Consider the following 23,021-nt stretch of genomic DNA (forward strand, 5'->3'; position numbering starts at 1 on the left):
GCACATCAATTAAAACTACCATTAACCGCGTAATTCGTGCGCCCGACGAAAACGACCTTCGTAATCAAACACTTTTTCACGCACTTGCCAGTACTGGCCTTTCATTCGTGCGACGACGAAATCCGGATGGCGCAGCAACGCTTGTTGGGCGAGGATATCGGCAGCGGTGATCCAGCGCAGAGGGATGCCCGGTGTGCGCGTATGCGGGCGGATAAAAAGCTGCTCGAAGGCGGTACGCTGGGCGGGCGTTTGAAGACGGAAACGCTCACTCACATCCGCGCCGTCTTCATCGTAATAGGTGATTTTCAGCCATTCGCCTTTCTCGTCGTGCCCATGTTGCAAAGACATGCCGCTACAGCGTAATACCAGCGCGTCTTTCAGTCGTAGCGCCGCTTTTAACATATCGTCCGGATCAACCAGAATGGTGTCACATTCGCGGCAGCGGCGGGCGGCTATATCATTTTCTGCGTTACATTGTGGGCAATTCTTAAAACGGAAGCGGAAGTCACACTGTTCGCGATGACCGTCGTCATCTTCAAACCATCCCTGACAACGACGACCAAAGTGTTCAATCAATGTCCCGTCGGCGGTCGTTTTCCCCCAAAAGGTGTTGGCAAAACCGCAGGCAGGGCAGAAAACCTGTACCGGAACGTTGTCACTTTTGCCTTTAGGTGTACCAACTTCCGGCGCGTAGAGATCGTGAGGATTACCCGCATAATCAAGAATTAAGCAATCAGTCTTGCCGGGAGCCAGACGCAGACCGCGCCCGACAATTTGTTGGTAAAGACTCACTGATTCGGTAGGGCGCAGAATAGCGATAAGATCGACGTGCGGGGCGTCAAATCCGGTGGTCAGTACCGCGACGTTGACCAGATAGCGAAAACGCTGGGCTTTAAAATCTTCAATTAATACATCGCGTTCAGCGCCTGGCGTGTCGCCGGTAATAAGTGCTGCATCCTCAGCGGGCAGCAAGCCGACAATCTCTTTTGCGTGTTCGACTGTCGCAGCGAAAATCATCACCCCTTTGCGCGTTGCGGCGAACTCCATAATCTGGCTGATGATGTGCGGGGTAATACGTTGCTGTTTTTTCAGCTCGCGGTTGAGATCGGCTTCGCTGAACAGCCCGTTACTCTGTGCCTGCAATCGGCTGAAATCGTATTGCACTACTGGCATATCCAGTCGTTCTGGCGGCGTCAGATAGCCGTGTTTAATCATATAACGCAGCGGCAGCTCATAAATACAGTCGCGGAAAAGGGCTTTCTCATCGCCGCGTACCATGCCGTGATAATGAAACTGATAAATCCAGCCTTTGCCCAACCGAAAAGGCGTGGCAGTCAGCCCTAACAGGCGTAAGCGGGGATTCACTTTTGTCAGGTGAGTGAGGATTTGCTGATATTGGCTTTCTTCATCGTCACCAATACGATGGCATTCATCGACAATCAACAGTGAAAATTCACCCTGAAAGGCATCAAGGTTACGGGCGACCGATTGCACGCTGCCAAATACTACTTTACCGTGGCTCTCTTTACGCTTTAGCCCAGCGGCAAAGATATCGGCTTCCAGTCCCAGTGCCTGATATTTTGCATGGTTTTGCGCCACCAGCTCTTTAACGTGTGCCAGCACCAGCACACGACCACGCGCCAGCCGCGCCAGTTCCGCTATCACCAGGCTTTTACCGGCACCGGTGGGCAGCACGATAACGGCAGGGGTTTTATGACGACGAAAATGGTTGAGCGTGGCATCCACGGCTTCTTGCTGATATGGACGGAGTGTAAAAATCATGGTCTCGCGTAGGTAGATTATTCTGCTAATAGTATGCCACGGATCTTTTTCCCTTGAGGGAAGTTATTAGACCGCTATACTGGGCAGACAACAGTTCAGATTTTCGGGTCAATGCCCGACCTCCGTTTTTACAGGCAAAATCACACAAATGCGACTTGATAAATTTATCGCACAGCAACTCGGCGTAAGCCGTGCTATTGCCGGGCGTGAAATCCGCGGCAATCGTGTCACCGTCGATGGCGAAATCGTCCGTAACGCAGCGTTCAAACTGCTACCTGAACATGAAGTCGCTTACGATGGCAATCCGCTGGCGCAGCAACACGGTCCACGTTACTTCATGCTCAATAAGCCTCAGGGCTATGTTTGCTCAACTGATGACCCGGATCACCCAACGATGCTCTATTTTCTGGATGAACCGGTAGCGTGGAAACTGCACGCCGCAGGGCGTCTGGATATCGACACCACCGGTCTGGTGCTGATGACTGATGATGGTCAGTGGTCGCACCGCATTACTTCACCGCGCCATCATTGCGAGAAGACCTATCTGGTGACACTGGAATCACCCGTAGCTGACGATACGGCAGAGCAATTTGCTAAAGGCGTGCAGTTGCATAATGAAAAAGATCTCACTAAGCCGGCGATGCTGGAAGTGATTACCCCAACGCAGGTTCGTCTGACCATCAGCGAAGGGCGTTATCATCAGGTGAAACGCATGTTCGCCGCCGTGGGTAACCACGTGGTTGAGCTGCATCGTGAACGTATTGGCGGCATTACGCTGGATGCTGATTTAGCCCCCGGTGAATATCGTCCGTTAACTGAAGAAGAAATTGCCAGCGTCGTCTAACTTTTTAATGACTTTCAGGAGCCCGTTGTGACCACCCGACAGCATTCGTCGTTTGCTATTGTTTTTATCCTTGGCCTGCTGGCCATGTTGATGCCGCTGTCGATTGATATGTATCTGCCCGCGCTACCGGTAATTTCAGCGCAATTTGGCGTACCTGCGGGCAGTACGCAGATGACCCTCAGTACTTATATTCTGGGCTTTGCGTTGGGGCAGTTAATCTACGGGCCGATGGCAGACAGTTTTGGGCGTAAGCCGGTGGTTCTTGGTGGTACGCTGGTGTTTGCCGCCGCCGCGGTGGCGTGTGCGTTGGCACAAACCATCGATCAGCTGATTGTGATGCGTTTCTTCCACGGTCTGGCTGCGGCTGCGGCCAGCGTGGTTATCAACGCTTTAATGCGTGATATCTACCCGAAGGAAGAGTTCTCACGGATGATGTCGTTTGTCATGCTGGTGACGACCATTGCACCGCTGATGGCACCGATAGTTGGCGGCTGGGTGCTGGTGTGGCTGAGCTGGCATTACATCTTCTGGATCCTCGCCGTAGCGGCGATTCTGGCTTCGGCAATGATCTTCTTTCTGATCAAAGAAACCTTACCACCGGAGCGTCGCCAGCCTTTTCACATTCGTACCACTATTGGTAACTTTGCGGCGCTGTTTCGTCATAAGCGTGTCCTGAGTTATATGCTGGCCAGCGGTTTCAGCTTTGCCGGAATGTTCTCGTTCCTGAGCGCCGGACCGTTTGTCTACATTGAAATTAACCACGTCGCGCCGGAAAACTTTGGTTATTACTTTGCGCTAAACATTGTTTTCCTGTTCGTGATGACCATCTTTAACAGTCGCTTCGTCCGCCGTATTGGCGCGTTAAATATGTTCCGCTCGGGGTTGTGGATACAGTTTATTATGGCGGCGTGGATGGTCATCAGTGCGCTGCTGGGGCTGGGATTCTGGTCGCTGGTAGTTGGCGTTGCGGCGTTTGTGGGCTGCGTGTCGATGGTGTCATCTAATGCGATGGCGGTCATTCTTGATGAGTTTCCCCATATGGCGGGAACGGCATCTTCGCTGGCAGGAACCTTCCGTTTTGGCATAGGGGCAATTGTTGGCGCATTGCTTTCTCTTGCGACCTTTAACTCTGCATGGCCGATGATTTGGTCAATTGCATTCTGCGCAACCAGCTCCATTATCTTCTGTCTGTACGCCAGTCGGCCGAAAAAACGGTGATCTATTGCACAACGAGGAAGCTAAAAGGCTTCCTTTGTTGATGCATGTCAACCACAAATCCATCATTCCCCCGATATATGTTTATTTTATGTAAAATCAATTTATGTAAAAAGTCACATCATTGTAGTTAAAAAGGTTGAGTTAGATCGCAGAAACGGGTACATATAGCCCCGCAAACGTGACCACGCCCGCAGATATTATTTAAATCAGAGCCATAGAGGCCACGCTGGCGAGGTATCAATCTTTACGATCTGTATAAAGACGGATTGTTGATGATGTGTTAAAATTGATGTAAACAAATTGTGAAGTAAATGTGCTTCCGGGGAAAATAAGTGACTTCATTACAACTCTCAATCGTCCATCGACTGCCGCAGAACTATCGCTGGTCTGCTGGTTTCGCAGGTTCGAAGGTTGAACCGATTCCGCAAAATGGACCGTGCGGTGACAACAGCCTGGTGGCGCTTAAATTGCTTAGCCCGGATGGTGATAATGCATGGTCGGTGATGTACAAACTAAGCCAGGCGTTAAGCGACATCGAAGTTCCATGCTCGGTACTGGAGTGTGAAGGTGAGCCGTGCCTGTTTGTAAATCGCCAGGACGAGTTTGCTGCAACATGCCGATTGAAAAATTTTGGTGTGGCAATTGCCGAACCCTTCTCAAACTACAATCCTTTTTAAGCGTCAGCTCAACGCCAGTAGCTGACGCGTATACTCCTGCTGCGGTGCGGCAAACACGCGCGCGCACGGTCCTTGTTCCACTACTTCCCCTTGTCGCAGTACGATAACCTGATGACATAACGCGCGGACAACGTGCAAATCGTGACTGATAAACAAATAGGCCAATTGATGCTTTTGTTGCAATGATTTCAATAGCGTCAATATTTGCGCCTGTACCGTTTTGTCGAGCGATGATGTTGGTTCATCAAGAATGATCAGCGAGGGCTTAAGAATTAACGCCCTGGCAATCGCAATACGTTGCCGCTGACCACCAGAGAACTCCGCCGGATAACGGTGGCGTGTTTCAGGATCTAATCCCACTTCATGCATCACGGCTATCACTTGTTGTTCGCGTTGCACGGCAGAAAGCATCGGCTGGTGAACCCGTAAACCTTCCTCGATAATTTGCAAAACGTTGAGTCGTGGGTTGAGCGAGGAGTTAGGATCCTGAAATACCACCTGAATGCGATGGCGAATAGGTAATAGCTGACGGCGGTTTAAATTTTGCAATGGCTGACCGTCAAAAATGATGCTGCCCTGAGAGTTAATCAGTCGCAGCAGCGCCAGTCCCGTCGTGCTTTTCCCGGAACCGGACTCGCCCACTAAACCCAGTGTTTCACCCGCCCGTAGCGTAAAACTGATGTTTTTCACCACCACATTATGATCCACAATGCGCTTCAAAATCCCTTTGCGAATGGGGAAGGCAACCTGAAGCTGTTCAACATCTAGCAACGTTGAGGCAGGTTCTGGCAATGGGACCGGGTCGCCTGACGGTTCACTGTTGAGTAGCTTTTGTGTGTAAGGATGAGTGGGTGAGGCAAATAGCGTAGCAGCGTTATTTTGCTCGACACAGCGACCGTTTTGCATTACCGCCACGCGGTGAGCCAGTTTTCTGACAATACTGAGGTTATGAGTAATAAACAGCATGCCCATATTCAGCTCGCCTTGCAGTTCGCGCAACAGCTGTAAAATCTGCGCCTGGACAGAGACGTCCAGCGCGGTGGTCGGTTCATCGGCAATTAATAATTCCGGTCGCGTTAACAGCGCCATCGCAATCATCACCCGCTGGCGTTCGCCGCCGGAGAGCTGATGCGGATAATCTGTCAGCCGTTTTGCCGCCTGGCGGATACCGACGCGATCAAGGCAGTTAAGAATTTCGCCACGAGCCGCTTCCCGACGCATCCCGCGGTGGAGTGAAAGCACTTCATAAAGCTGTTTTTCCAGGGTATGCAATGGATTTAACGACACCATCGGTTCCTGAAAAATCATGGCAATCTTATTACCGCGTACACCGCGTAACGTTTGATCGCTGGCATGAAGTAGCGATTCGCCATGAAAACGAATATCGCCGGAGAGATATTCAACCGGCGGGGAAGGGAGCAGGCGTAAAATTGACAGCGCGGTAACGCTCTTACCTGAACCAGACTCACCCACCAGCGCCAGCGTTTCGCCAGCCGCAATCTGTAGTGAAACATCATTGACTACTGTGCGTACGGTTTGCTGATGGCGAAAACCCACCGACAAATTTTCAATCGCTAACAGAGTTTGCGTCATGCTACACCGCCTTATTAGGATCAAATGCGTCGCGGACGGCTTCACCAATAAAGATCAGCAAAGACAACAATATCGCCACCGACAAGAAGGCGGTGATCCCAAGCCACGGGGCCTGAAGGTTATTTTTCCCTTGTAACAGCAGTTCGCCGAGTGACGGTGAACCGAGCGGCAGACCGAAGCCGAGGAAATCGAGTGAGGTTAGGGTGGTTATTGAACTACATAAAATAAACGGTAAAAAGGTGAGGGTAGCGACCATGGCATTTGGCAACATATGACGCAGGATGATACTGCGATCGCTGACGCCAAGCGCCTGCGCCGCACGGATGTAGTCGAAATTACGGGTACGTAAAAACTCCGCCCGCACCACGCCGACCAGACTCATCCAGCCAAACAAGACGGTAATTGCCAACAGCCACCAGAAGTTAGGCTGTACGACGCTGGAAAGTAAAATAATCAAAAACAGCGTCGGCATCCCCGACCATACTTCAATAAAACGTTGCCCCCAGAGATCGACTTTACCGCCGTAATAGCCTTGTAGCGCCCCCGCCAACACGCCCATCACGCTGGAGCAGAGGGTCAGCATCAGGCCAAACAGAACTGAGATCCGCGTGCCATAGAGAATGCGCGCCAGCACATCGCCGCCATTGGCATCCGTTCCCAGCCAGTTTTGCCGGGAGGGTGGAGAAGGGAAGGGCTTATCGGTAGCAAAGTTGATACTGGTAGCACCAAAGCGAATCGGTGCCCACAGTACCCAGCCTTTATCTTCCAACCGCTGTTTCAGCCACGGGTCCTGATAATCAGCCTGGCTTGCCAGCGGGCCGCCAAAATCGCTTTCGCTGTAGTTTTTCAACAACGGGAAATACCAACTGCCGTCATAACGTACCAGCAACGGTTTATCGTTGGCTATAAGTTCAGAACACAAACTCAAACCAAATAAGACGAGGAAAATCCATAACGACCAGTAGCCGCGACGGTTATGACGAAAACGCGCCCAACGGGCCTGATTGACGGGGCTGAGTCGCGACATTAACGTCCCTCAAAATCTATACGCGGATCGACCAGCGTATAGCTGATATCACTGACAATATTCAGCAGCAGGCCAATCAGGGTGAAAATATACAAGGTACCAAACATTACAGGATAATCGCGCGAGACGGTCGCTTCGTAGCCCAGTAAGCCAAGACCATTGAGTGAAAACATCACCTCAATCAGCAGCGAGCCGGTAAAAAACATGCTGATAAACGTCGCCGGAAAACCGGCAATCACCAGCAGCATGGCGTTGCGGAACACATGTTTCCAGAGAATATTTTTTTCACTTACCCCTTTCGCACGGGCGGTCACCACGTATTGCTTGCGCACTTCATCAAGGAATGAGTTTTTTGTCAGCATGGTCAGCGCCGCAAAGCCGCCAATCACCGTCGCCAGCACCGGCAGCGTGATATGCCACAGATAATCGGTGATTTTCTGATACCACGGCAGCGAATCAAAGTTAGCGGAAACCAGGCCGCGCAGAGGGAACAGGTCGAAATAGCTGCCGCCCGCGAAGAAGACAATCAGCAGGATGGCAAACAAAAAGGCCGGAATGGCGTAGCCGATGATGATAAATGCGCTACTCCAGACGTCAAAGCGGCTACCATTATAAACAGCTTTGCGAATACCCAGCGGAATCGACACCAGATAGATAATCAGCGTGCTCCACAATCCGAGGGTGATGGAAACCGGCAGACTGTCTTTAATCAGCGTCAGCACCGAGGCGCTGCGAAACAGGCTATCGCCAAAATCAAAGCGGATGTAGTCCCAGAGCATTTTGAAGTAACGTTCGTGGATCGGCTTATCGAAACCGTAGCGATGAGTGATCTCGGCGATCACTTCTGGATCTAATCCGCGTCCACCACGGTAATTACTGTCGCTGATATTGCCGACGCCCGTTTGCGCATGGCTGGCGCGAACACCTTCACCGCCTGCGCCGGGTAATACTCCGACATTACCAAACTCAATGGCGGCGATGGCCTGGTCGACCGGACCGCCAGGCGCAATTTGCACGATGAAAAAGTTGATAGTGATAATCGCCCATAACGTTGGGATCACCAGCAACAGACGGCGAATCAGATAAGCGCCCATCTACTCTCCCTGTTGTCTGGCTGACGGCAGTTTCGTCGCTTTATTAACGTCATACCACCAGGTATCGATACCCAGGCTGTAAACAGGGCGCACTGCGGGTTGAGAGAATTTATCCCACCAGGCAAGACGGTCTTCCGCCATATACCACATTGGCAGCATGTAATAATTCCACGTTAATACGCGATCCAGTGCTCGCCCCAACGGCAGTAATTTTTCTTTATTTCCCTGCGCAGCAATAATTTGGTTGATCAGCGAGTCGATAACCGGACTTTGCACGCCGGGGGCATTATAAGTGGAGTTGATATATTCCGATGACCAGGAAATCTGTAAATCGGAACTGGGCCACGGCATCGCCCGCCATACGCGAGGCATCATGTCATAGTCGCGACTGCGCATTCGATTGGTGATTTGCGAGTTATCCACCTTGCGAATGTCCATGTTGATACCCAGCCGTTGCAGGCTGTGCTGGAACGGTAATACCCACTGACTATTGCTGCTTGCGGGAAGCAATAATTCAAAGCTGAGAGGCTGACCCGTTGTGGCATTAACGCGTTGCTGACCCTTCAGCACCCAGCCCGCTTCATTGAGAAGTTTGTCGGCTTTTAACAGGTTGTCACGATCGTAGCCATCGCCTTTCGATACCGGCGGCTGGTAGATTTGTGTGAAGACTTCTGGCGGAAGATCTTTTTTCATTGGTGCCAGAAGAACCAGCTCCGCGGCGTCGGGGTAATTTCTGGCTGCGTATTCGGTATTCTGAAAATAACTGTTCGTGCGACTCCAGGCATTGTAAAACAACGCCTTGTTCATCCATTCAAAGTCAAAGGCGAGAGTGATCGCTTCCCGGACCCGGCGATCGCTGAATACCGGACGTTGGATATTAAACGCCAGCCAGCGCGTATCCTGGGCTGATTCGTTCTTTTGCTCATCTTTGATGATGTATTTCTTATCGAAATTTTTACCGGTATAGCGCGTGGCCCAGTTTTTGGCGTCGTTTTCCATACGCAAATCAAAGGCACCGGCTTTAAACGCTTCAAAGGCGACATTATCATCGAGGTAGTAATCGTAGCGAATGGTGTCGAAATTCCAGCGTCCACGGTTTACCGGTAAGTTTGCTGCCCAGTAATCTTTCACGCGGGAATAGACAATATTTTGCCCCATTTTCCAGGACGTAATTCGGTACGGACCACTGGCAAGCGGAGGCGTGGCGAGCGGATCGCTAATTTTGTGATTCTTCCAGTACTTTTCTGGAAATACCGGCAGCGAAAACAGACTCAACATATCTTCTTTGCCGGGTTTCGCTAACTCAATACGCACGGTTAATGGTGCAATGGCTTTGACGGTGGTGCCTTTGTAGACCAGACGAAATTGCGGCACGCCTTCGGTCATAAATTTTTGAAAAGTAAACTCTACATCGCGGGCAGTAATGGGGGAACCATCATGAAAACGGGCGCGCGGATTAATTGCGACCTCCACCCAGGAATAATCGTCAGCATAGCGCGCACTTTCGGCAATCAGCGGATAATAACTACCTGGCTCGTCATCGGAAGTAGTAAATAGCGTGTCGTACAACTGCTCGGTGCGTGCGCCTGGGTTGCCGCGCAGTGCATAGCGGTTGAAATTATCGAAGGTGCCGAGGGCTGACAACGTTATCTGCCCACCTTTTGGCGCGGCGGGGTTCACATAATCAAAATGGTTGAAATTAAACGCGTACCGGGGTTCGCCCAGTACCGCAAAGGCATAGCTTTCCTTGATAGCCTGCGCCTGCGCACCAAAGGTGAACAGAGCGATAAACAGCAGCAGTATGCGCACAATCATCTGCAACAGATTTCCTTTTACTCATCATTAGCCGCAAACCGGCATGCTTTCACTATGAATAATAAGGGACGTAAGCACGCCTTACCACTGCGGCGTATACGGTTTCTTCAGCCAGCGGACAAAATCGTCCAGCGGTAATGGGCGACTGATCCAGTAGCCTTGCATGAAATTAACGCCGCGTTCGCTTAGCCATCGCGCCTGTTCCGGCGTTTCAACCCCTTCAGCAACCGTCAGCATATTGAGACGTTTCGCCAGCGTCAGCACCGCGTCAAGTACGGGTGAAATGATCGTTTCCGTACCGATGGCGTTGATAAATCCACGATCAATTTTCAGATAATCGAGCGTAAAACGCTCAAGATAGATAAGCGCGCTGTGCCCGGTGCCAAAGTCATCAATAGCAATTTCAACGCCGACTGAATGCAGCCAGGCGAAGAGTTGCGTGGCTTCTTGCTCTTTCAACATATCGCGCTCGGTAATTTCCAGCACAATCTGGAAATGATGTGCGGGCAGGGAAGTGAGCAATTTTTGGATATCAGCTTTAAAGCTTTCGCTATGCAGATGGTCCGGCGCAATGTTAATGCCAAATTTGACGCCTACCGGCAGTACTTTTTCTAATTCTGCGGCATCACGGGCAATCAACTCAAACAGATGCTGAGTCAGCGGCACAATCATCTTTTGCGATTCGGCAAAGTTGATGAAGGCATCCGGGGGAATTTCTCCCGCTACAGGATGCCGCCAGCGTAGTAGTACTTCCAGGCCCGTTACCCGCAGAGCTTGTGTATCAACCACCGGTTGATATACCACGTAAAATTGTTCGCGCTTGATGGCGGTCATGATTTCTCTGCCCGGTCGCATACGCACGCTCATCAGGTAATAGCAGAGAAGTCCAACCATTGTTCCACTCATGCCGCCCAGTAAAAATGCATACCACACATCGTTCCATGTCCAGTCATCCGCATAAAGCCGAACGGTCAGAGGAATGCCCGCAATTTTAGTTTCACGGACCGGCATGTCGGTTAATTCATTAACATTCATCAAACGTGACGAAAAGGTAGATAGCGCAGTATTGCCAATAATGAGGGCGACGCCATCGTAATCTTCCTGCCGTGAACTATAAAAGAGAGAAGGCGTCAGGTTGAGATTCAGAGCGGCAAACACGCCGCTATTTTTCAGCAAAGGGTTGCGATACCAGATGACGATTGCGGGTTTGTTCGGCACCATCGGCGTGCCGGGTAAGATCGCCATATCGACGTTTTTATTAATGTCGAGCGCCGGAATCAATTCATTGAGTGGAATGTCCATCTCACCAGTCGCAGATGAACAGAATGTTTTTTTATCTTTTACCAGCACAAACGTACGGACATTCATGCTAAACGCCGCGCGGGCAGTCAGTTCGGGGTTAGCTTGCTGACAAGTATCTAAGGTCAGCGGCTGGAGCCGGTCAGTAGTGGATTTCAGGTCGGCAAAATAGGTATCGAGATACTTTTGTACGTCGGTAATCAGTGTATCGTATTTGACTTCGTGCTTATGCCAGGCGACTAGAAACTGAAGGCAACTCACCAGTATCGCAATCATCACGCCTGCAACGATGCAGGTAAGCATAAGCTTACGTCCAGAAGAGGGAGCGCGTATGAACATGATTCCGTTAATTTCCTGAAATTACGACAACATTTAAAAGATAACAATGACCGGACTATAGCCTGGATCAAGACGCGGAAACATCATTTTCTCTGATGAATGGAAACAAAAAAGCACTGCCTAAGCAGTGCTTTCAGTTAACTCGTCAGGATAGCCAAGGGATTGCATCCAAACGGTTTATTAGCTGCGGCTGAGAACCCGGCGTGCTTCGTTGTAACGCTTCTTCCAGTACGGTTCATTCATGCTGGAAATAATAACACCACTGCTGGTGGAAGCATGGACAAACTGATTGTTGCCGATATAAATACCGACATGGCGTCCCGTTGAACCGGCGCGGAACAGAACTAAATCACCCGTACGCAAATTACTGCGGGAAACAGATTTACCCATTTCCTGCTGTTCGTAAGTCGAACGCGGAAGTTCTAAGCCAAATTGCTCACGGAATGTACGCTGTACAAAACCAGAACAATCGATACCTTTTTTAGTGCTGCCGCCCAGACGATAGCGTACGCCTTTCCAGTCAGCATACTGATCCATAATTCGCGATTTTACGTCGACATTACGAACCAGGTTTTCAAATTCATCCTGAGAAGCTTGCAGTGATGATGTTTCACTACCCACTGCACGTGTCTCAGGATGCATATTCTTTGCGGTGTTATTTGCACTACATGCAGAAAGCAGAACCGCTACTGCAATCGCGGGGATCCCGCGCAAGATATATCTCAAAATCGGTTGAGATTTGACCATGTTGTTTGTTTTCCCTTGAAGTCCTTAACGACAAATATCGTTATAAAAAAATGCCAAGCGACACGAGACTAATTACCTGGGCATGTTGAAACAATTCCTTAAGGCCAAATCTGTGGACTAACGCACAAAATTATATGCTGTGAGGATAATCTACCGCCGAGGCAAAACGAGTTCGAGATTACCCGATTGGTGCGGTCTTGGCGAGTGGTTTTACATGATTTTTTATAAGAAAAAGTGATACAGAAAGTTAATAAGCGGGATTGGTCAATTAAAGTACGATTGAGTGAAACGCATACAATCCATTCATTTACTTAGGGAATGATTTTTGTGTTCGATGAAAGAAAGCAAAGGCGCACATCATCAGGAATATCCTTACTATAAAAATAAACCTGATGATGTTAATTACCGTGAGTTATTTGTTTTGGAAATGTTTGTTTTTTCCCGGTAGTGATTTGTCAAAAAAGGTGATTAATCGATCACTTAATGGCGTCAGCAACACCCAGGGCAAACCGATCAATATCACGGTCATCGAACCGACAATGATGTCAGTAAACCAGTGTGCGCCAATCATTACTCTGGGAAACGCAAAAACCACAAAAATAATAAGGGCGATAAGGCCTGCAACTTTGCCGAAATAACGCCACATGAATGCTGAAAAAATAAGCAGCATCATACCGTGATCGCCGGGAAAGCTATCTCGTGAGGCATCTTTCGTGGGAACAGAGAGCAGTTCGCTGACGCGGTTAATATCGGTAAAACTCAATGTTGGGCTGGCCCGTTTTACAGGAATTAATGCCTGACCCAGTTGGTTTAATACCACTGCAGTTAATAGCATGACGAGGCCAATAATCACGATACGTCGTCGGCCTGGGGCGTTTTCTTTCAGCCAGAAACTCAGCATCAACATTCCCATTGCCAGCAGTGAACAACCGTCGAAAGCGCGATTGTTGGTCAATGCAACCAGCCACAAAAAGGCCTTACTTTCGACCAGTTTCTGATTAAAAAAATAAAAAATATCCGCATCAATCGGCAACCAGAATCCATGATTAACGGGAATATACCAGGAAAGAAACAGCGCGAGGCCGACAATATTCAACAACACTATTTGCGGCAAATTTTTAATCATATTTTCTCTAATTATCTTACTGAAAAACGCAGGCAACCTTACGCGGTAGTCGCTAAACGAAGCTTCAACAGCGCGCTCTGCAAAGCATTCCAGTCAGCTTCGCTGCTGGAAATCAGCTCAATACGACTGTCCGGTGGCGCAACGTTTTGCGTTTCAATGTGCAGGTCATCGCCCTGACGGTTGATTCGCACCAGCCCTTCGGGAATACGCATCACGCCTTTGACGCGTTCCACCGGTGCAAGTCGCGCCCATTCCAGAATGCCAATGGTGTCGAATACCGTATCAGCGTCGAATATCCAGCCACAGGCCTGATGCCCTTGTCCACTGTTCAGACTGCGACGCCAGCGTTGATGCTCTGGCAGGCTTAACGCTGCTAACCCTTTTTTCACGCTATGCTGATGAGAATGCGCCGCGCTGGCGGGCAACTCGGCTAAATTGCGACGTGGCAAATCCAGAAGATGACCGTCAATTTTCCCATGCTCGCTGTGAATTAATTGCCGATCGCCACCATTTTGCTGCCACCAGCTCTGTAGCGCTTGCTCACTTTCGGGCGTCGCACGGTCGGATTTATTGGCGACAATAATGTCTGCGGCAGCCAGCTGGTCACGGAAGTTTTCATTGCTGGCGCTTTTTTCGTCCAGCAGCAGGCGTGGATCGAGAATGCACAACGTGGCGCGCAGATCTATCCACGGTTCATACACGGGCGCGGTTAAGAGATCGAGGATCTGTTTCGGATGGCCCAGCCCGGTCGGCTCTATCAACAAGCGGTCTGGTTTTCCCTGACGCAGTAAGGTATTCAACCCTACCTGCATGGGTAAACCATTAACGCAGCACATACAGCCGCCGGGGATCTCTTTCAACAATGCGCCGCTATCGGCGAGCAAAGCACCATCAATTCCGACTTCCCCAAATTCATTAACCAGTACCGCCCATTTTTCGTTGGGATCTTTATGGGCTAACAGATGAAGAATCGACGTAGTTTTCCCGCTGCCGAGAAAACCGGTGATGAGGTTGGTCCTGGTCACAACGGCTCCGCAATATTCTTAAAAGTTAACTGAGCGTTAATCCTGGCTAAAAAAGGCAGAAAAGAGAAGGGGAGAGCGGACGAAGGCGAGCTTCATCCGCTTTAACCGCAGAAATCGTTAAATTTTGAGGGTGTTTAATAGCGCCTGATGCGCGCCGAATTGTGCGATTTGTTGCCAGGCTTGTTCGATAGCCTGCACAAAATGCGGGTTATCTGGCAGATCATCACCGAAAACTTCACGCAGAGAAAGCAGGGCGGTTACGCGTTGTTCACTGCTACTGCCCGCAACAAGTTCGCAAATTTTATCGCTAAGCGGATCGCGAACATCAATGGCATTTCCGGCATCATCAACGCCGCTGACGTAACGCATCCAGCCTGCAACGCCTAATGCCAGCAACGACCAGTCCGTTTCGCGCGCCAGATGTATGCGAATACCTGCCAGCATACGTTGCGGTAATTTCTGGCTACCATCCATTGCGATTTGCCAGGTCTTATGTTTCAGCGCCGGGTTAGCAAAACGTGCAATTAACTTATCCGCATATTGTGTTAAATCGACATCTTTAATTCGCAGTGTCGGCGCTTGCTCATCCAGCATTAATGCTCTGGCGGCATGGCGAAATGCACGATCCTGCATGCAATCGCTGATGTGGGCGAATCCTGAGAGGTAACCCAGATAAGCGAGAAAAGAGTGGCTACCATTAAGCATACGCAGTTTCATCTCTTCCCATGGCAGAACATCATTCACCATTTGTACACCGGCGACTTCCCAGGCTGGACGCCCTGCAACGAAGTTATCTTCCACTACCCACTGGATAAACGGCTCGCAGCTAATTGCACAGGGATCATTCACCCCCAGATGCTGGCTAATTTCTGTCAGCGACTCGTCGGTTGCTGCTGGAACAATGCGGTCGACCATGGTTCCCAGAAAACTGACGTGTTCTTTTATCCACCCGGCGAGTTCTGGTGAACGTTTTTCCGCCATCCCCTGCACCGCGTTTTTCACCACATGGCCATTGTCGGGAATATTGTCGCAGGAGAGTACGGTAAACGGTGCAAGGCCGCGTTCACTGCGTCGTTTCAGTGCTTCGACGAGAATACCCGGCGCGGAGTGAGGTTCTTCAGGATTTTGAAGATCGTGAATAATCCGCGGATTGCTGGTGTCGAGTGCACCGGTGGCCGGGTCAATACAATAGCCTTTTTCGGTAATCGTCAGGGAAACAATTGCCACCTGTGGCTCGCAAAATTTCTCAATAATTGCCGCTAAGGAATCCAGTTTTGCATTCAGGCATTCGTGAACGGCACCGACAATTATCGCCTGATTGCCGTCCGCACCTTTCTCCAGCACGGTATATAAATGGTTCTGTGCGCGGAGCTGGCTCATCAGTTGATCGCCGCTGAACAAGCTGATCTCACAGATCCCCCAGTCGCCGCCCTGGGCATTCAGCACACGATCGGTCAGTAACGCCTGATGTGCGCGGTGAAAGGCTCCGAAGCCAAAATGAACGATACGTGATTGCAACTGCTGGCGATCGTAGCGTGGAGCGTGTACCTGAGGCGGGAGCGTAGCGGAGGCGATTGTATTCATAGGAGTCACGTCTTAGTAACGATTGATTAACAATGACAGTGTAAAGTTATATGACAGAAATTGAAATTGGTCTGGATTGTTAATGCGATGAAGTGTGAGGGCGATCAATGAACTGGTGAATATTACGGGAGAACTATATTCAGGAAGCGCAAAATAGAAGATTGGTATAATAAATTAAAAAAGGGACAGCCTGAGCTATCCCTTTTCTGCATGCGGCTGAAGTTAGTCAGCACGACCCATATAACGGCGTTCTTCGATATGGATACGAATTTTTTCGCCAGGGCTTAAGTATTCTGGTACCTGAATCACCAGACCAGTGCTCAATGTCGCCGGTTTGTTACGGGCGCTGGCAGATGCCCCTTTGATGCCTGGTGCGGTTTCAACGATTTCCAGATCAACGGTCTGCGGCAGCTCAAGCGCCAGCAGTTGACCGTCCCAGGTCAGCACCTGCATGTCCGGCATGCCGCCCTCAGGCATAAACAGCAACTCTTCTTCAATCTGATCTTTGGTGAAGGTATACGGGGTATAGTCTTCTTTATCCATAAAGACATATTCGTTGCCATCGACATAGGAGAAGTCAACGTAACGGCGGGTCAGCGTCACGGTGTCAACGATATCATCTCCTTTGAAACGCTCTTCTACTTTCAGCCCGGTACGGACATCAGAAAAACGCATTTTGTACAGCGTAGCGGCACCGCGGGCAGTGGGCGACTGAATATCAATGTCCTTAACCAGCAGCAGTTTGCCGTTGTAATTCAGTACCATACCTTTTTTAATTTCGTTCGCTCTTGGCATCGAAAAATTCCTGTAGTCGAAAATGTCAAAAATATCGCGACAAAGTACTCGCGACGGGCCCTTCGGGCAAGTGGTATTCGCACTTTTGCTGGTGCAAAAAAGGTGGTACTGTGCGCGCTCATCAATCCGGTGGTTAACCTTAAGAGAACAACGTATGGAATGCCGTCCGGGTTGCGGGGCGTGTTGCACTGCCCCTTCAATTTCCAGCCCTATTCCCGGTATGCCAGATGGCAAGCCCGCCAATACGCCCTGCATTCAGCTTGATGAACAGCAACGCTGTAAAATTTTCACCTCGCCACTGCGGCCGAAAGTCTGTGCAGGCTTACAAGCCAGCGCTGAAATGTGCGGTAACTCGCGTCAGCAGGCAATGACCTGGCTTATCGATCTGGAAATGCTGACCGCGCCTTAAACATCTTTAATCCGCAGTAAGCAAAACAGAGTGGCGATAATCATCACCATCGCAAACCAGAACACAGCGTGATAATTCCAGATCTCGGCGACGATGCCCGCCACAGATCCTGCGATGATCCAGCCCACGCGCGACGTGTTGGTATAGAGCGTGGTGGCTGAACCTGCCTGACCGGGCATCAAATCCTGAAAATAGAGCATCCCGATGCCGCCCAGAATGCCAATAAAAATAGCATTTAGCAGCTGCAAGCCCAACAGAATGGCAGGTGAATGCGCCATCAGCATTCCTGCGTAAAAACAGACGCCACCCACGGCAGCAACGCGCATTAAGAAACGCTTACCCAGACGTTTGGCAAAATATCCGGCAATCAACATGGTCGGGATTTCCAGCCCGGCGGCGGTCCCCATCATCACGCCTGCCAGTTTCTCGGGAAGATGCAGTTCGTTGATAATAAATAGTGGCATGTTGATGATGTACAGGCTGTTCGAGCCCCACATCAATGTACAAATGACAAACAGCAGCAGCGTATCGCGACGGTTACGGCGCGGCGCTTCAACCGTGCCGGTCGCCAGCGGAAGCTCTTTTTGCATCGACGGTAAAAACAGCCACACCATCACGCCGCAAACAATAAACGCTACCGCTGCGCTCAGATACATTACCGTAAAGCTGAAACCCATCGCTAAGGCATAAGCCAGCGGCGGGCCAATGACCCATGCCAGTGAAACCTGAGCGCGTAAAAAAGAGCTGAACATCACCGCCTCACGTCCGGTTTTGTCGGCATGTTCACGTGCAAGGGCAAACATTTGCGGGTTAGCGGTCGAGCCAAAGCTGCTAAGAAAGACGCCAACGAATAGCAAAACAAAGTAGTTGCGATTCCAGGCAAAAAGGGTGCAGGCCAGCACGCCTAACAGGCAGCAAAAGACAATCAGCGATTTGCGATCGCCGCGCTTATCAGAGCGCCCGGCGAGAAACTGACTGACCAGAATCCCAATGACAGCGCTGCCGGTAAAGAAGAATCCCACCATCGCCGGACGGGCATGTACTTCATCGGTAAGGAAAATACTGAGTGTCGGGGTTTGCAGAGCGCCCGCAATACCGGTGAGAAAGGCAACGATTAAAAACGCCGTCGAGGTCAGGTCAAACGATTTCGCGCTGGAGACTGCGGGGGAGTTATGCATGCTGGTCGATCACTGGAAGATGAAGACGCGGAGTTTACGCTGCTTGTCAGTAAATAAACAGACAGCAAAATCAAAAGCGCCACGAATAATCAAAATGCCATTTCACTCTTGCTGATTGTCTGCTGACGCTGCTGAATTGAAATTACTGACCACGGATTTTCCCATCAGCAATTAGGAAAAATGACAAAAAATTGTGCAGCACATCAAACTTTTGCTCATTACTTTACGGCTTTCCTTGCGTGCTGAAACAGAAGTATTATGCTTTCTTGAAACGTTTCAGCGCGATCTTGTCTTTAACCCTAAGCCAGGTTGGCGCTTTTTTTCTCATAGAAGCTGAATCGTTTCAATTCAGCAAGAGAGGAGAACTATGTTCCAGTTATCCGTACAGGACATCCATCCGGGCGAAAAGGCCGGAGACAAAGAAGAGGCGATTCGCCAGGTCGCTGCGGCGCTGGTGCAGGCCGGTAATGTAGCTGAAGGCTACGTCAATGGCATGCTGGCGCGCGAACAGCAAACCTCTACGTTCCTCGGCAATGGTATTGCTATTCCACATGGCACTACCGACACCCGCGATCAGGTGCTGAAAACCGGCGTTCAGGTATTTCAGTTCCCGGAAGGCGTCACCTGGGGTGACGGCCAGGTAGCGTACGTGGCGATCGGTATTGCTGCCAGCTCGGATGAACATCTGGGTCTGTTACGCCAGCTGACCCACGTACTGAGCGATGATTCCGTTGCTGAACAGCTGAAGTCAGCAACGACAGCAGAAGAACTTCGCGCATTGCTGATGGGCGAAAAGCAGAGTGAGCAGCTGAAGCTCGATAACGAAATGCTGACGCTGGATATTGTCGCCAGCGATCTACTGACGCTTCAGGCGCTTAACGCTGCGCGTCTGAAAGAAGCAGGGGCAGTTGACGCCACCTTCGTCACTAAAGCCATCAATGAACAACCGCTGAACCTCGGACAGGGCATCTGGCTGAGCGATAGCGCTGAAGGCAATTTGCGTAGCGCGATTGCGGTAAGCCGTGCGGCAAATGCTTTAGATGTGGACGGCGAAACGGCAGCCATGCTGGTGAGTGTGGCGATGAATGACGATCAGCCCGTCGCGGTTCTTAAGCGTCTCGCTGATTTGTTGCTCGACAATAAAGCTGACCGTTTGCTGAAAGCGGATGCGGCAACGTTGCTGGCGCTGCTGACCAGCGATGATGCGCCGACCGACGACGTGTTAAGCGCGGAGTTTGTGGTGCGCAATGAACACGGCCTGCATGCTCGTCCAGGTACCATGCTGGTCAATACTATTAAACAATTTAACAGTGATATTACCGTGACAAACCTTGATGGCACCGGCAAACCGGCAAACGGACGTAGTCTGATGAAAGTTGTGGCACTTGGCGTTAAGAAAGGTCATCGCCTACGCTTTACCGCCCAGGGTGCAGATGCTGAGCAGGCGCTGAAAGCCATTGGCGACGCTATCGCTGCTGGTCTTGGGGAGGGCGCATAATGAGCAGACGTGTTGCTACTATCACCCTTAATCCGGCTTATGACCTTGTTGGTTTCTGCCCGGAAATTGAACGCGGCGAAGTGAACCTGGTGAAAACCACCGGTCTGCATGCGGCGGGTAAAGGCATCAACGTGGCCAAAGTATTAAAAGACCTGGGAATTGATGTCACCGTTGGCGGCTTCCTCGGTAAAGACAATCAGGATGGTTTTCAGCAACTGTTCAGCGAGCTGGGCATTGCCAACCGTTTCCAGGTTGTACAGGGGCGCACCCGAATTAACGTTAAGCTGACGGAAAAAGACGGCGAAGTGACCGACTTCAACTTCTCGGGTTTTGAAGTTACCCCCGCCGACTGGGAACGCTTTGTGACTGATTCTCTGAGCTGGCTCGGTCAGTTCGATATGGTCTGTGTCAGCGGAAGCTTACCGTCAGGCGTCAGCCCGGAAGCGTTCACCGACTGGATGACTCGCCTGCGTAGTCAGTGTCCTTGCATTATCTTTGATAGTAGCCGTGAAGCGTTAGTGGCAGGTTTGAAAGCGGCACCGTGGCTGGTGAAACCTAACCGCCGCGAGCTGGAAATCTGGGCGGGCCGTAAACTGCCTGAAATGAAAGATGTGATTGAAGCTGCGCATGCGCTGCGTGAACAAGGTATCGCGCATGTCGTTATTTCACTGGGTGCCGAAGGCGCGCTTTGGGTTAATGCCTCCGGCGAATGGATCGCCAAACCACCGTCAGTCGATGTCGTAAGCACCGTTGGCGCAGGGGATTCTATGGTTGGTGGCCTGATTTATGGCTTGCTGATGCGTGAATCCAGTGAACACACACTGCGTCTGGCGACAGCTGTTGCAGCCCTGGCGGTAAGTCAAAGCAATGTGGGTATTACCGATCGTCCGCAGTTGGCCGCAATGATGGCGCGCGTCGACTTACAACCTTTTAACTGACAGCAGGAGAGGCATAATGAAAACGCTGCTGATTATTGACGCTAATCTCGGTCAGGCACGCGCCTATATGGCGAAGACCCTGCTGGGCGCGGCGGCGCGAAAAGCAAAACTGGAAATCATCGACAATCCGAACGACGCTGAAATGGCGATTGTTCTCGGTGATTCCATCCCGAACGACAGCGCGCTGAACGGTAAAAATGTCTGGCTGGGCGATATTTCCCGGGCAGTTGCGCACCCTGAGCTGTTCCTGAGTGAAGCCAAAGGCCATGCGAAACCTTACACTGCACCGGTCGCTGCGACAGCACCAGTTGCCACCAGCGGTCCGAAACGCGTAGTTGCGGTGACAGCTTGCCCGACTGGCGTAGCACACACATTTATGGCGGCTGAAGCCATTGAAACCGAAGCGAAAAAACGTGGCTGGTGGGTGAAAGTTGAAACCCGTGGTTCTGTTGGCGCGGGTAATGCGATCACCCCTGAAGAAGTAGCCGCAGCGGATCTGGTGATTGTGGCGGCAGATATCGAAGTGGATCTGGCGAAATTTGCTGGTAAACCGATGTATCGCACCTCTACCGGTCTGGCGCTGAAGAAAACCGCGCAGGAACTGGATAAAGCGGTTGCTGAAGCAACGCCGTATGAACCGGCGGGCAAAGCTCAAACAGCGACCACTGAAGGTAAGAAAGAGGGTGCAGGCGCTTACCGTCACTTGCTGACGGGCGTCTCTTACATGCTGCCGATGGTCGTTGCAGGTGGTCTGTGTATCGCGCTTTCTTTTGCTTTTGGTATCGAAGCGTTTAAAGAGCCGGGTACGTTGGCAGCGGCGCTGATGCAGATTGGTGGTGGTTCAGCCTTTGCGCTGATGGTGCCGGTACTGGCAGGTTACATTGCCTTCTCCATTGCCGATCGTCCGGGTCTCACGCCGGGTCTGATTGGCGGTATGCTGGCGGTCAGCACCGGTTCTGGCTTCATTGGGGGTATTATTGCGGGCTTCCTGGCTGGTTACATTGCGAAGTTAATCAGTACGCAACTGAAACTGCCACAGAGTATGGAGGCGCTGAAACCGATCCTGATCATTCCGCTAATTTCCAGTTTGGTGGTCGGTCTGGCGATGATCTACCTGATCGGTAAACCGGTTGCTGGCATTCTCGAAGGGTTGACTCACTGGCTGCAGACCATGGGGACTGCGAATGCGGTTCTGCTGGGGGCGATCCTCGGTGGCATGATGTGTACTGACATGGGCGGTCCGGTAAATAAAGCAGCGTACGCATTCGGTGTGGGTCTGCTGAGTACTCAAACCTATGGCCCGATGGCGGCGATTATGGCGGCAGGTATGGTGCCACCGCTGGCAATGGGTCTGGCAACAATGGTGGCGCGTCGCAAATTCGACAAAGCGCAGCAGGAAGGTGGCAAAGCCGCTCTGGTTCTTGGTCTGTGCTTTATTTCGGAAGGTGCAATTCCGTTTGCTGCTCGTGATCCGATGCGTGTGCTGCCGTGTTGTATCGTTGGTGGGGCGCTGACTGGCGCAATCTCAATGGCGATTGGTGCGAAACTGATGGCACCGCACGGTGGTCTGTTTGTTCTGCTGATCCCTGGCGCTATTACGCCGGTACTGGGTTACCTGGTAGCAATTATTGCCGGTACGCTGGTGGCGGGTTTGGCCTATGCCTTCCTGAAACGTCCGGAAGTGGACGCAGTAGCGAAAGCAGCGTAATAAAAGGTGTGTTACAGGGCAGAAATTTCCTGCCCTGTAACATTTGATGAGCGCAAAGGGAATGACCAGTTTGTGAATGTAATTTTATGAATTTAAAAGGTTTTATCTTTCAGTAGAAACCTGAAATGTTCATCAAACACTAAGGTTATTTCCTCAAGGGCAGATTATTTTCTGCCCTTTTTTAGTGTTCCTGTTCTGTGCATCCCGTCACAAATTCCTCACTTTTGTAATTCAGGCATTTAATCGCATTTTGTGAGCCTGCTCAAATCTGCCCATTTTGCCTCTCTGGCGGCAATTTACTTTACGTAAAACATGCATACTATGA

General features: G+C 50.8%; 19 protein-coding genes. 7 read left to right on the forward strand and 12 right to left on the reverse strand.

Translation table 11 applies throughout. The features are described from left to right. Window positions 1–21: 21 nt before the first annotated feature. Window positions 22–1,782: a DEAD/DEAH box helicase gene (locus tag FQZ95_RS18890; protein ID WP_000578096.1), complete on the reverse strand. Its 1,761-nt coding sequence runs from the start codon at window positions 1,780–1,782 to the stop codon at window positions 22–24. Window positions 1,783–1,930: 148 nt separating this feature from the next. Between FQZ95_RS18890 and rsuA the strand changes: the two genes are divergently transcribed. The 3 genes from rsuA to FQZ95_RS18905 all read left to right on the forward strand — a co-directional run bounded on the left by rsuA (window position 1,931) and on the right by FQZ95_RS18905 (window position 4,521). Beyond that, on the forward strand, window positions 1,931–2,626 hold the full coding sequence (rsuA, locus tag FQZ95_RS18895) for a 16S rRNA pseudouridine(516) synthase RsuA (protein WP_160530517.1): 696 nt from the start codon (window positions 1,931–1,933) through the stop codon (window positions 2,624–2,626). Between the two features lie 27 nt (window positions 2,627–2,653). Then, a complete protein-coding gene (gene bcr, locus FQZ95_RS18900; RefSeq protein ID WP_032184629.1) occupies window positions 2,654–3,844 on the forward strand; it encodes a multidrug efflux MFS transporter Bcr in 1,191 nt (396 codons plus the stop codon). A gap of 332 nt (window positions 3,845–4,176) precedes the next feature. Continuing rightward, window positions 4,177–4,521 (forward strand): YejG family protein, encoded by a 345-nt coding sequence (locus FQZ95_RS18905; protein ID WP_000202798.1) that lies wholly within the window; start codon window positions 4,177–4,179, stop codon window positions 4,519–4,521. Window positions 4,522–4,524: 3 nt separating this feature from the next. Here FQZ95_RS18905 and yejF read toward each other — a convergent pair whose 3' ends face one another. From yejF to yeiP, 10 genes are all read right to left on the reverse strand, one after another. Beyond that, window positions 4,525–6,114: a microcin C ABC transporter ATP-binding protein YejF gene (gene yejF, locus FQZ95_RS18910; RefSeq protein ID WP_032184627.1), complete on the reverse strand. Its 1,590-nt coding sequence runs from the start codon at window positions 6,112–6,114 to the stop codon at window positions 4,525–4,527. A 1-nt stretch (window position 6,115) separates the two neighbouring features. Beyond that, complete coding sequence (locus FQZ95_RS18915) at window positions 6,116–7,141, reverse strand: ABC transporter permease (protein WP_000088899.1); 1,026 nt, start codon at window positions 7,139–7,141, stop codon at window positions 6,116–6,118. Continuing rightward, window positions 7,141–8,235, reverse strand: coding sequence for a microcin C ABC transporter permease YejB (locus tag FQZ95_RS18920; RefSeq protein ID WP_088541303.1), 1,095 nt, complete (start codon window positions 8,233–8,235; stop codon window positions 7,141–7,143). Before FQZ95_RS18920 ends, FQZ95_RS18915 begins: the two co-directional genes overlap by 1 nt. After that, a complete protein-coding gene (locus FQZ95_RS18925; protein ID WP_088541304.1) occupies window positions 8,236–10,050 on the reverse strand; it encodes an extracellular solute-binding protein in 1,815 nt (604 codons plus the stop codon). A gap of 81 nt (window positions 10,051–10,131) precedes the next feature. Continuing rightward, window positions 10,132–11,688, reverse strand: a complete 1,557-nt coding sequence (locus FQZ95_RS18930) for a cyclic di-GMP phosphodiesterase (protein WP_088541305.1) — start codon at window positions 11,686–11,688, stop codon at window positions 10,132–10,134. Between the two features lie 180 nt (window positions 11,689–11,868). Continuing rightward, a complete protein-coding gene (mepS, locus tag FQZ95_RS18935) occupies window positions 11,869–12,435 on the reverse strand; it encodes a bifunctional murein DD-endopeptidase/murein LD-carboxypeptidase (protein WP_000241011.1) in 567 nt (188 codons plus the stop codon). A gap of 412 nt (window positions 12,436–12,847) precedes the next feature. Then, window positions 12,848–13,561, reverse strand: a complete 714-nt coding sequence (gene lpxT, locus FQZ95_RS18940; RefSeq protein WP_088541306.1) for a Kdo(2)-lipid A phosphotransferase — start codon at window positions 13,559–13,561, stop codon at window positions 12,848–12,850. A gap of 38 nt (window positions 13,562–13,599) precedes the next feature. Further along, window positions 13,600–14,586 carry a zinc-binding GTPase YeiR gene (gene yeiR / locus FQZ95_RS18945; RefSeq protein ID WP_000198827.1) on the reverse strand — a complete coding sequence of 329 codons (987 nt, stop codon included), beginning with the start codon at window positions 14,584–14,586 and terminating at the stop codon, window positions 13,600–13,602. A gap of 117 nt (window positions 14,587–14,703) precedes the next feature. After that, window positions 14,704–16,170, reverse strand: a complete 1,467-nt coding sequence (locus tag FQZ95_RS18950) for a mannitol dehydrogenase family protein (protein WP_160530518.1) — start codon at window positions 16,168–16,170, stop codon at window positions 14,704–14,706. Between the two features lie 222 nt (window positions 16,171–16,392). Continuing rightward, window positions 16,393–16,965, reverse strand: a complete 573-nt coding sequence (gene yeiP / locus FQZ95_RS18955; RefSeq protein WP_001136827.1) for an elongation factor P-like protein YeiP — start codon at window positions 16,963–16,965, stop codon at window positions 16,393–16,395. Between the two features lie 154 nt (window positions 16,966–17,119). On the opposite strand from yeiP, the gene FQZ95_RS18960 reads away from it, so the two are divergent. After that, window positions 17,120–17,374 (forward strand): YkgJ family cysteine cluster protein, encoded by a 255-nt coding sequence (locus tag FQZ95_RS18960; protein WP_000389030.1) that lies wholly within the window; start codon window positions 17,120–17,122, stop codon window positions 17,372–17,374. On the opposite strand, the gene setB is transcribed toward FQZ95_RS18960, so the two are convergent. Further along, the gene (gene setB, locus FQZ95_RS18965; protein ID WP_000551973.1) at window positions 17,371–18,552 is read right to left on the reverse strand and encodes a sugar efflux transporter SetB; all 1,182 of its coding nucleotides are present in this window, start codon (window positions 18,550–18,552) and stop codon (window positions 17,371–17,373) included. The genes FQZ95_RS18960 and setB overlap by 4 nt on opposite strands. 367 nt (window positions 18,553–18,919) lie before the next feature. On the opposite strand from setB, the gene fruB reads away from it, so the two are divergent. The 3 genes from fruB to fruA are packed head-to-tail and all read left to right on the forward strand — an operon-like array spanning window position 18,920 to window position 22,696. Continuing rightward, window positions 18,920–20,050 (forward strand): fused PTS fructose transporter subunit IIA/HPr protein, encoded by a 1,131-nt coding sequence (fruB, locus tag FQZ95_RS18970; RefSeq protein ID WP_105271579.1) that lies wholly within the window; start codon window positions 18,920–18,922, stop codon window positions 20,048–20,050. Then, a complete protein-coding gene (gene fruK / locus FQZ95_RS18975; RefSeq protein WP_000091263.1) occupies window positions 20,050–20,988 on the forward strand; it encodes a 1-phosphofructokinase in 939 nt (312 codons plus the stop codon). The genes fruB and fruK overlap by 1 nt, the downstream gene beginning before the upstream one ends. Window positions 20,989–21,004: 16 nt before the next feature. After that, entirely contained in the window at window positions 21,005–22,696 is a 1,692-nt protein-coding gene (fruA, locus tag FQZ95_RS18980; protein ID WP_000854458.1) for a PTS fructose transporter subunit IIBC, read from the forward strand. Window positions 22,697–23,021 lie beyond the last annotated feature (325 nt).

The organism is Escherichia sp. HH41S, from assembly GCF_009820115.1.
Lineage (GTDB): Bacteria > Pseudomonadota > Gammaproteobacteria > Enterobacterales > Enterobacteriaceae > Escherichia > Escherichia coli_F.